Origin of the sequence: Nocardiopsis prasina DSM 43845 (genome assembly GCF_000341265.1) — a bacterium.
Lineage (GTDB): Bacteria > Actinomycetota > Actinomycetes > Streptosporangiales > Streptosporangiaceae > Nocardiopsis > Nocardiopsis prasina.
The window spans coordinates 1-8,939 of the sequence record NZ_ANAE01000050.1; the positions used below are offsets into that span (position 1 = coordinate 1).

The 8,939-nt window shown below is 71.3% G+C and carries 8 protein-coding genes; 3 read left to right on the forward strand and 5 right to left on the reverse strand.

Annotation, left to right across the window (positions count from 1 at the left end):
* From D452_RS0101295 to pdxH, 3 genes are all read right to left on the reverse strand, one after another.
* Positions 1-2,041: SpoIIE family protein phosphatase (locus tag D452_RS0101295; protein ID WP_017542355.1), on the reverse strand; the 2,041-nt coding region annotated here is incomplete at its 3' end.
* A 197-nt stretch (positions 2,042-2,238) separates the two neighbouring features.
* Positions 2,239-2,949 (reverse strand): metal-dependent transcriptional regulator, encoded by a 711-nt coding sequence (locus D452_RS0101300; protein ID WP_026128868.1) that lies wholly within the window; start codon positions 2,947-2,949, stop codon positions 2,239-2,241.
* Between the two features lie 315 nt (positions 2,950-3,264).
* Positions 3,265-3,930 carry a pyridoxamine 5'-phosphate oxidase gene (pdxH, locus tag D452_RS0101305; protein ID WP_017542357.1) on the reverse strand — a complete coding sequence of 222 codons (666 nt, stop codon included), beginning with the start codon at positions 3,928-3,930 and terminating at the stop codon, positions 3,265-3,267.
* A 146-nt stretch (positions 3,931-4,076) separates the two neighbouring features.
* On the opposite strand from pdxH, the gene D452_RS0101310 reads away from it, so the two are divergent.
* Complete coding sequence (locus tag D452_RS0101310) at positions 4,077-5,183, forward strand: citrate synthase 2 (protein ID WP_017542358.1); 1,107 nt, start codon at positions 4,077-4,079, stop codon at positions 5,181-5,183.
* A gap of 40 nt (positions 5,184-5,223) precedes the next feature.
* On the opposite strand, the gene D452_RS0101315 is transcribed toward D452_RS0101310, so the two are convergent.
* Together D452_RS0101315 and D452_RS0101320 are read right to left on the reverse strand one after the other, a co-directional pair.
* A complete protein-coding gene (locus D452_RS0101315) occupies positions 5,224-5,577 on the reverse strand; it encodes a transcriptional regulator (RefSeq protein ID WP_017542359.1) in 354 nt (117 codons plus the stop codon).
* On the reverse strand, positions 5,574-6,215 hold the full coding sequence (locus D452_RS0101320) for a hypothetical protein (RefSeq protein WP_017542360.1): 642 nt from the start codon (positions 6,213-6,215) through the stop codon (positions 5,574-5,576). The genes D452_RS0101315 and D452_RS0101320 overlap by 4 nt, the downstream gene beginning before the upstream one ends.
* A 242-nt stretch (positions 6,216-6,457) precedes the next feature.
* Here D452_RS0101320 and serC point away from each other — a divergent pair, with 242 nt between their 5' ends.
* Complete coding sequence (gene serC / locus D452_RS0101325; RefSeq protein WP_017542361.1) at positions 6,458-7,579, forward strand: phosphoserine transaminase; 1,122 nt, start codon at positions 6,458-6,460, stop codon at positions 7,577-7,579.
* A 175-nt stretch (positions 7,580-7,754) separates the two neighbouring features.
* Positions 7,755-8,750: a glycerophosphodiester phosphodiesterase family protein gene (locus tag D452_RS0101330; protein WP_017542362.1), complete on the forward strand. Its 996-nt coding sequence runs from the start codon at positions 7,755-7,757 to the stop codon at positions 8,748-8,750.
* The last annotated feature ends 189 nt before the right edge of the window (positions 8,751-8,939 follow it).

Consider the following 8,939-nt stretch of genomic DNA (forward strand, 5'->3'; position numbering starts at 1 on the left):
CGCTGGGCTGGGCGGACTCGGATTCGTCCTCGGCCCCGTCCAGCAGGTCCGACCAGTCCTCGTCGAAGTCGCCGCCTTCGCCGAAGTCGCCGCCCAGCTCCAGGCCCGTGCCGGAATCGAGGACGCCCTCGTCGGTGAACTCGCGGCGGGAGGGGTGGGGGGTGGCGTGGATGACGACGTTGGTGACGATCTCCGACACCAGCAGGCACGCGAGCTCGGCCTGATCGCGGTCCATCCCCCAGTTCTTGAACGTGCTGGAGGCCAGGTGGCGGGCGTCGCCGACGGTGGGCGCCTCGGCGATGAACCAGCCCTCCTCCATGGCGAGTTCGCCGGAGTGGGTGCGCACCACCAGCAGCGCGGTGTCGTCGTCGATCTCGCCGGGGACGGCGTCGACCGCCGTATGGGCGATCTGCTCGACGTCCTTGTCGGCGACCTCGCCTACGCGCCCGCGCAGCTGCTCCAGCGAACGCTGCACGTCGACGGTTCCGCCGATGGGGCGCCGGTCGACCAGCCCGTCGGTGTAGAGCAGCAGCGTGGCGCCGGCGGGGAGTTCGAGGTCGGCCTGGTGGTAGACGGCGTCGTCGAAGGGGGCGCCGCGCAGTTTGACGCCGAGCAGGGTGTCGGAGACCTCTAGGGCGAGTTCCTCGACGCCGGTGTCGCAGATCAGCAGCGGCGCCTGATGGCCGGCGTTGGCGTAGGACAGCCGCCGCGACCAGGCGTCGTAGACCATGTACAGGCAGCTGACGCTGGGGACCCAGGTGCCGCCGGAGTCGTCGGGGCGGCCCAGCCGACGCACCCATTCGTCCAGTTCGCGCAGGATGTCGGCCGGTTCGCGGTCGGCCTGGGCGAAAGCGCGCAGCGCGGCGCGGAGCTGGCCCATGACCGCCGCGGCATGCGGTCCGCGGCCTTCGACATCGCCGATGACGATGCCCACGCGCCCGGCCGAGAGCGGGATGACGTCGTAGAAGTCGCCCCCGACCTGGGTCTGGATACCGTGCCCGTGCGCTTCCAGCGGCTTGGCCGGCACGTAGCGATGGGCGATGGACAACCCGTCGAACGGCGGGAACGTGCGGGGCAGGAGGCTGTGCTGGAACGCCAGCGCGGTGCTGCGCTCCTCCTCGAAGAGGCGCGCGTTGTCGATGGCCAGGGCCACCCGCGAGGACAGCGCGCCCACGAGGTCGCGGTCGAAGGCGCCGTAACGGGTCTTCTGGCGCGGGGACAGCCGCGACAGCGCGAGCGTGAGCACGCCCAGGAGTTCGCCGCGGGCCCGCAGCGGCGCCGCGATCGCCGAGGTCACCCCCACCTGCTCGGCCACGCGGGCCGAACGCCGGTCGTCGTGGCCGGCGGCTCCGGCGTAGTCGCCGACCAGTACGGTCTCCATGCGCCGCATCGCGGTGTAGACGAAGTGGCGGTCGGGGTAGCTGATCTCGTCGCCGACGTCGAACCAGGTGCCCGGCGGCGGCGTCCACCCCTCGGCGTGCACGGAGATGCGGCGGACGAGCCGGTCGTGGTCGAAGAGGTCGATGAAGCAGTGGTCGGCGAACTGCGGAACGAGGATCTCGGCGACGGCTTTCATCGTGGAGTCGAACTCCAATGAGCCGGCCAGGCGGCTGCCGACCCGCTCCAGGATGCCGTAGAGGTCCTCGACGCGGCCGCTGCGCAGCGCTTCGCCGGCGAAGACCGTGAATCCCCGGACCGCGCCGGAGGCGTCCTTCATCGGAACGGCGTTGACGCGCACGTGCAGCCACCCGGCGTCGGGGCGCTTGACGGCGAAGGTGCCGTCCCAGGTGTCGCCCTGCAGCGCGCGGCGGGAGAGCTGGTTGGCGCGCTCGAGGTCGGTCTCCTGGATACCCAGGTCCGCGAGTGTGACGCAGCGCGGGTCGGTGTCGTCGACGAGACCGAACAGCTCGCGCGCGAAGGGGTTGATGTAACGCAGACGACTGGCGCGGTCGGACACGAGGACGGCGATCTGCGCCTGCTCGAAGACCGCGTCCCCGGTGAGGGCGTCGTCGTCGTAGAAGGCTTCCCCCCGTCGGTTCATTCAGCCGCCACCTCGACCTCGCCGGTCGCGGTCACGATGCCGCGCCGTACGGTCCGCTCTGTCCGGGCGCGGTCGCTGCGATCGCGCCGCTGACCGCGCGCCATGAGCCGAGCATAGCCCCACTGCCACGGTATCTGCAGTGCGACGTGACATTTCGGCCCCTGTGCCCGCGGGTGCGCGGGAAGCGGAGGGTATGCTCAGGGTTTGGTGACGAATACGTGGCTGGCGATCTGCCGGGACAGTTCGCTGGGCTCGCCATCCTTGCCGCTACCACCAATCACCTGTACGCCGTTGTCCGTCTCGACGAGGAAGACTTCCTGCTCGGGTTGTACCCCGGCACGTTTGAGATCGAGCATGATCTCGGGATCACTCTGCAGCTGCTCGCTGATGCGCCGCACCTTCACCCTGCTCTCGGTCCCGTTGGCGACGTCGAGCATCGGCACGATCGACTCGCCGGAGAAGGGCTCGGGGGCGTAGTCGGCCAGGCCCAGCTCCTCCAGGGCGGGGATGGGGTTTCCGTGCGGGCATACCGAAGGCGCGTTGAGCAGCCGCACCAGGCGCTCCTCGACCGCTTCGGAGATGACGTGCTCCCACCGGCAGGCCTCGACGTGCACGTCCTCCCAAGGCAGGCCGATGACGTCGACGAGCAGGCGCTCGGCCAGGCGGTGCTTGCGCATGACGAGGGTGGCCAACCGGTTCCCCTCGTCGGTCATCGCGAGATGGCGGTCGTTCTCGACGCGCAGCAACCCGTCGCGCTCCATGCGTGCGACGGTCTGGCTGACCGTGGGACCGCTCTGCTGGAGGCGCTCGGCGATGCGCGCCCGCAGGGGCACGATGCCTTCCTCCTCCAGCTCGAAAATCGTGCGGAGGTACATCTCCGTTGTGTCGATAAGCCCGTGTGCGGTCAAGGCTCCCCTCCCCTCATGGGCCGTCGAGAGTCGACGACGGCAGACTCTCAACACAGACCGGCCGCACGGGATTCCGGTCGCCCTCCAGGAACCCTGCCCGGACGAGGAACCGACCGCTGCGCCCTGGCCGCGGAAGCGGCCACCGATTGCCCATCATCATACCCCGGCGACGGACAACCCACTTCGCCGCAATGTGCCGAACACCACAGCCCCGCGGCGGCCGAAGCACCGCTGCTGCGGATTCGGCGACCCGTGCCTCCGCGCCCGCGGGCTCCCTCGGGGAAACCCGCGCCGGTCCGCGTTGGCCGGTTCAGCTTACGGCGACAGCCGGTCCAGCTCCCAAACGCCCTCGGCCGGCTCCCCGGAAGCGAGCAGATAGCGGAACCGGTCGTGCATGCGGTCGGCGCGGCCCTGCCAGAACTCGACCTCCTCGACCCGGATGCGGTAGCCGCCCCAGTAGGCGGGCCGCGGGATCTCCTCGCCGTCCGGCCACATGCCGGCGAAGTCGGCGTAATGCGCTTCCAGGTCGGCGCGGCCGGCCACTCGGGCCGACTGGTGCTCGCTGGCCCATGCGCCGATCTGCGAACCCCGCGGACGGGAACGGAAGTAGGCGTCGTTCTCGGCGTCGGTGAGCGGTTCGGCGCGGCCCGAAACCTGGACCTGGCGGCGGATCGCGTGCCAGGGGAACACCGAAGCGATCCGCGGCTCCGCCGACAGCGCCCGGCCTTTGCGGGAGCCGGAGTTGGTGAAGAACCGCAGGCCGGAACGGTCGTATCCCTTGAGCAGGACGGTTCGTGCCCGGGGGGCGCCGTTCGGCTCGACCGTGGCCACGACCATGGCGTTGGGTTCGCTGACCCCCGACCTGTGCGCCTGTGTGAACCATGTGTGAAACTGGTCCATGGGGTGGGGGGCCAATTCGGCCCTGCGCAGCGGCTGACCCCCGTAGGGCTGCCGCAGTTCCGCCGGATCGCTGTCGTCCACAGTGGAGCATCCTCACACGCCCCGCGGGGTAGGCGCCAGCGGTACAACCGCCCGGCCGGTGACACCGCGCGTGCCACCGGTATCCGACCCGACGGCCCCGCCCGCGTGCGGGCGCAGGGGATCGCGACAATACGGAGGAAACCGGTATGTCGGACTTCAAACCCGGGCTCGAAGGAGTCCTGGCGTTCGAGACCGCGATCGCCGAACCCGACAAGGAGGGCGGCGCCCTCCGCTACCGCGGTGTCGACATCGAGAACCTGGTGGGCCAGACGGCCTTCGGGCGCGTCTGGGGACTGCTGGTCGACGACAGCTTCTCCCCCGGACTCCCGTTCGCCGAACCGGTGGCCAAGGTCGTACGCAGCGGCGACATCCGTGTCGACGTGCAGAGTTCACTGGCCTCGCTGGCGCCGCTGTGGGGATTCCGGCCGCTGCTGGACATCGGCGACGACCAGGCCCGCGACGACGCCGCCCGGGCCGCTTCGGCCGCACTGTCGCTCACCGCCCAGTCGGCGCGCGGCGAGCTGCCCGAGGTGCCCCGCGCCCGCATCGAAGAGGGCGCCTCCGTCGTCGAGCGCTTCATGATCCAGCTGCGCGGCGATCCGGACCCGCGCCACGTCAAGGCCGTGGACGCCTACTGGACGTCGGCCGCCGAGCACGGCATGAACGCCTCGACTTTCACCGCACGCGTCATCGCCTCCACCGGCGCCGACGTCGCCGCCGCCCTTTCGGGCGCCGTGGGGGCCATGTCCGGACCGCTGCACGGCGGCGCCCCGGCGCGCGTGCTGCACATGCTCGACGAGACCGAGCGCATCGGGGACGCCCGGACCTACGTCGCGCGCGCGCTGGACCGGGGCGAGCGCCTGATGGGCTTCGGGCACCGCGTCTACCGAGCCGAGGACCCGCGCGCCCGGGTGCTGCGCCGCACCGCCCAGGAGCTGGACGCGCCGCGCTACGAAGTCGCCGCGGCGTTGGAGAACGCCGCGCTGGAGGAACTGCACGCCCGCAAGCCCGACCGGGTGCTGGCGACCAACGTCGAGTACTGGGCCGCGGTCGTGCTGGATTTCGCCGACGTCCCCACCGAGATGTTCACGTCGATGTTCACCTGCGCCCGCACCGCCGGGTGGGCGGCCCACATCCTGGAGCAGAAGCGCACCGGCCGCCTGGTGCGCCCCAGCGCCCGGTACACCGGCCCGGCCTCCCGCAGCATCGGCGACGTCCCGGGTGCCCGGGAGGCGCTGGAGCAGGGCGTGTAGACGGACGCGCCGGGCGGGCGCCGGCGGGTGCGGGCACCGCTCACGGTCCGGTTCCGGAGCGGTCGGCCGACTCGTGCGGCACGTCGGCGAGCGCGCGCAGGCGGTCCAGGTGCTTCCAGTGCTCGGTGACGGCGGCGCGGCCGGTGCCGGTGAGTTCGACCCAGGTGCGCGCGCGCCGGCCCGCTCCGGTCTTGGTGACCGCGATGTAGCCGGCCTGCTCCAACTTTGCCAGGTGGCTGGACAGGTTGCCCTTGGTCAGCCCGGACAGGTTCTGCAGGAATACGAAGTCGGACCCGTCGACCGAGTGCAGCGCGGTGGTGAGCAGCAGGCGCGCCGGCTCGTGGATGACCCGGTCGAGGCCGCCGGCGGCCTCGTAGGCGTCGGAACCGGTCATCGTCGCGCCTCCCGGACGCCGCGCATGGTGCGCGCCAGGGAGCGGTGGTCCAGCACACCGCCCACCAGGAATGCCGCGCCGAAGACCCACGAGAGGCTGGCCGTGGCGAGGTCGGACCGGTTCAGGGGATGGTCCCCGCCGGTCCACAGTCCTACGGGCACGAGAGCGCACGCGGCCAGAACCGCACAGATCGCGCACCAATGGCGGATCAGGCGCAGGTCCCGCCAGCGGCCCCGCACCGCCGAGGGGATCCAGCTCATCACCGACATCGTGGCCGCCGCCTGCAGGCCAGTCAGCCACACCGCATTCTGCCCGTCGAGCGCCTGCGTGTACTTCAGGGCGATGCCCACGGCGGTGAACACCGCCAGAGCCGCGATGACCGCCAGGGTCTTAGCGGCCATGTCATCGCTGCGCACCCGGCCGAAGTTCCGCTGGTAGTAGCGGGTGATCGGCACCTGGGCGACCAGTGCCAGGGCCAGGAAGGGCAAGGTCACCAGCGAGAAGCCGGCCAGATTCAGCGTGCCCGCGACGATCAGGGCTCCGCCCATGGGCAGCAGGATCAGGCCGCGCAGCGAATTGAAGTTGGCGGCCACGGCGACCGCCTGCTGCATGCGTGCCGATCCGGGGTCGGAAGCCATCGGCCCTCCACTAAAGGTTTGCACAGCAAACTCAACAGGCTCCGATCCTAGGCCGCCGCCGTGAGGTTTGCAAGGCAGACCTTTGACCCGGGAGCCGGCCCCGACCCGGCCAGGGCCACGGCCGCGCAGCAGACCGCGGCCGCCGGCCCGCCGCGCCCCGACCGCCGCTCTCGCTGCGGAAACACCGCTAACCCGCCCCCCTCGCCTGCGGTGCGACGTCGCCAGCCACTACCCTGGCGCAGGTGACCGACATTCAGATTCCCGCGAACTTGCTGCCCAGCGACGGCCGCTTCGGCTGCGGCCCGTCGAAGGTCCGCCCCGAGCAACTGTCCTCCCTCGCGTCGTCCGGCTCCGGCTACATGGGGACCTCGCACCGGCAGAAGCCGGTCAAGTCCTTGGTGGGGCGGGTGCGATCCGGGCTGGCGCAGCTCTTCGACCTGCCCGAGGGATACGAGGTGATCGTCGGCAACGGCGGCACCACCGCGTTCTGGGACACCGCGGCCCACGCGCTGCTGCGCAACAAGTCCCAGCACCTGTCCTTCGGCGAGTTCTCCTCGAAGTTCGTCAAGGTGGCCCAGGGCGCACCGTGGCTCGACGAGCCGAGCGTCCTCAGCACCGACCCCGGCACACACGGCGAGCCGGTGGCCGAAGCCGGTGTGGACGCCTACGCGCTGACCCACAACGAGACCTCCACCGGTGTCGCCATGCCCATCCGGCGGGTTCCCGGCGCCGATGACGACTCGCTGGTGCTCGTCGACGCCACCAGCGGAGCCGGCGGCCTCCCGGTGGACATCGCCGAGACCGACGTCTACTACTTCGCTCCGCAGAAGTGCTTCGCCGCCGACGGCGGGCTGTGGATCGCCGTCATGTCGCCCAAGGCGCTGGCCCGGGTCGACGAGATCGCCCGGAGCGGGCGCTACATCCCCGAGTTCTTCTCGCTGACCACCGCGGTCGACAACTCCCGCAAGGAGCAGACCTACAACACGCCGGCCGTCGCCACGCTGATGCTGCTCGCCGACCAGGTCGAGTGGATGAACGCGCAGGGCGGCATGGAGTGGACGGTCGGCCGCACCGCGGAGTCCTCGTCGATCCTCTACTCCTGGGCCGAGAAGACCGACTACGCCAGCCCGTTCGTCGCCGAGCCGGCGCAGCGGTCCCAGGTCGTGGGCACGATCGACTTCGCCGAGAGCATCGACGCCGCCGCCGTGGCCTCCACCCTGCGCGCCAACGGCATCGTCGACACCGAGCCCTACCGCAAGCTGGGCCGCAACCAGCTGCGCATCGGCATGTTCCCGGCGATCGAGCCCGCCGACGTGCGCACGCTGACGGAGTCCATCGAGTACGTGGTGGGCAAGCTGTCGTAGCAGCCCCGCCCCGGCCCGCACCGGCCCCGACCGCCGGGCGGCGACGGGCCGGGTTCGCGCATCCGGGCGCGGAACGGTACACATGATGGCCTGCACGGACGCGCAGTCCGGGCAGGCCATCACTTGCGAGCGGGTGCACCGCGCCGATGCGGGCATCCAGGGACGGAAAGCGGCTGTGCGCAGAAACAAGCAGGAGCCCGAACTCACGATCGTCTCCCACCGGGGCGCCTCGGGGCACCGCCCCGAACACACGCTGGCCTCCTACGAGCTGGGGGCGCGGTTCGGCGGCGACTTCATGGAGATCGACCTGGTCGCCACGGCCGACGGGGTACTGGTGGCCCGGCACGAGCCCGAGATCGGCGATACGACGGACGTGGCCGACCGGCCCGAGTTCGCGGACCGGCGAACCACCCGCACGATCGACGGCCGCGAGTACACCGGCTGGTTCGTCCACGACTTCACGCTGGACGAGATCAAGACGCTGCGCGCCACCGAGCGCATCCCCGACGTCCGCCCCGACAACGCCGCGCACGACGGCGCCTACGCGATCCCCACGCTGCAGGAGATCATCGACCTGGCCCGGCGGATGACCGGGGAGCTGGGGCGGCGCGTCGGCGTCTACCCCGAGACCAAGCACCCCGCTTACCACACCGGGCTCGGCCTGGACCTGGAGCCGCCGCTGGTGGCGGCCCTGCTGGACAACGGACTGACCGGGGCCGAACCCGAACTGCCGGTGTTCCTGCAGTCCTTCGAAAGCGAGAGCCTGCGCAGGCTCGTCGACGCCGGGGTGCCGCGCGTGTTCCTGATGGGCACCGAAGACCACTGGAAGCCCTACCTGACCCCCGACGGCCTCGCCGGGGTCGCGGAGTTCGCCGAAGCCGTCGGGCCGGCGAAGGCCCTGGTGATCCCGCGCGACGAGGACGACAACCTGGGCGATCCCACCCCGCTGGTCGAGGACGCCCACGGGGCCGGCCTGGCCGTGCACCCCTGGACCTTCCGCAGCGAGAACCGCTTCCTTCCCGCGGACCTGCGCAGCGGCGGCGAGCCCGGCGACTTCGGCGGCTTCGCCGCCGAGTACGGCGCGTTCTTCGCAGCCGGAGTCGACGGCGTGTTCACCGATCACTCGCGGCACGCGTTCCTGGCCCGCGAGATCTACTTCGAACAGGAGTGAGCACGGTTTCGAACCGGACTGCGGGTCCCGCTCCGCTTCCTGCGAGCGTGGCGCGCAACGTGGCGTCCTTGGACGGCGGACGGGAGTGGCTGGAGTCGCTTCCGTGCGCGCTCCGGAGCCTCCGGGACGGCTGGGGCCTGGAGCTGGGCCGCCCGTTCGAGGGCGGAACCTGCTCGTGGGTCGGGCCGG

Bases quoted from the DNA above. Each gene is read 5' to 3' on its own strand.
- D452_RS0101310 (WP_017542358.1), top strand. From the start codon at position 4,077: ATGTCGGACTTCAAACCCGGGCTCGAAGGAGTCCTGGCGTTCGAGACC.
- D452_RS0101320 (WP_017542360.1), bottom strand. From the start codon at position 6,215: ATGGCTTCCGACCCCGGATCGGCACGCATGCAGCAGGCGGTCGCCGTG.
- D452_RS0101315 (WP_017542359.1), bottom strand. From the start codon at position 5,577: ATGACCGGTTCCGACGCCTACGAGGCCGCCGGCGGCCTCGACCGGGTC.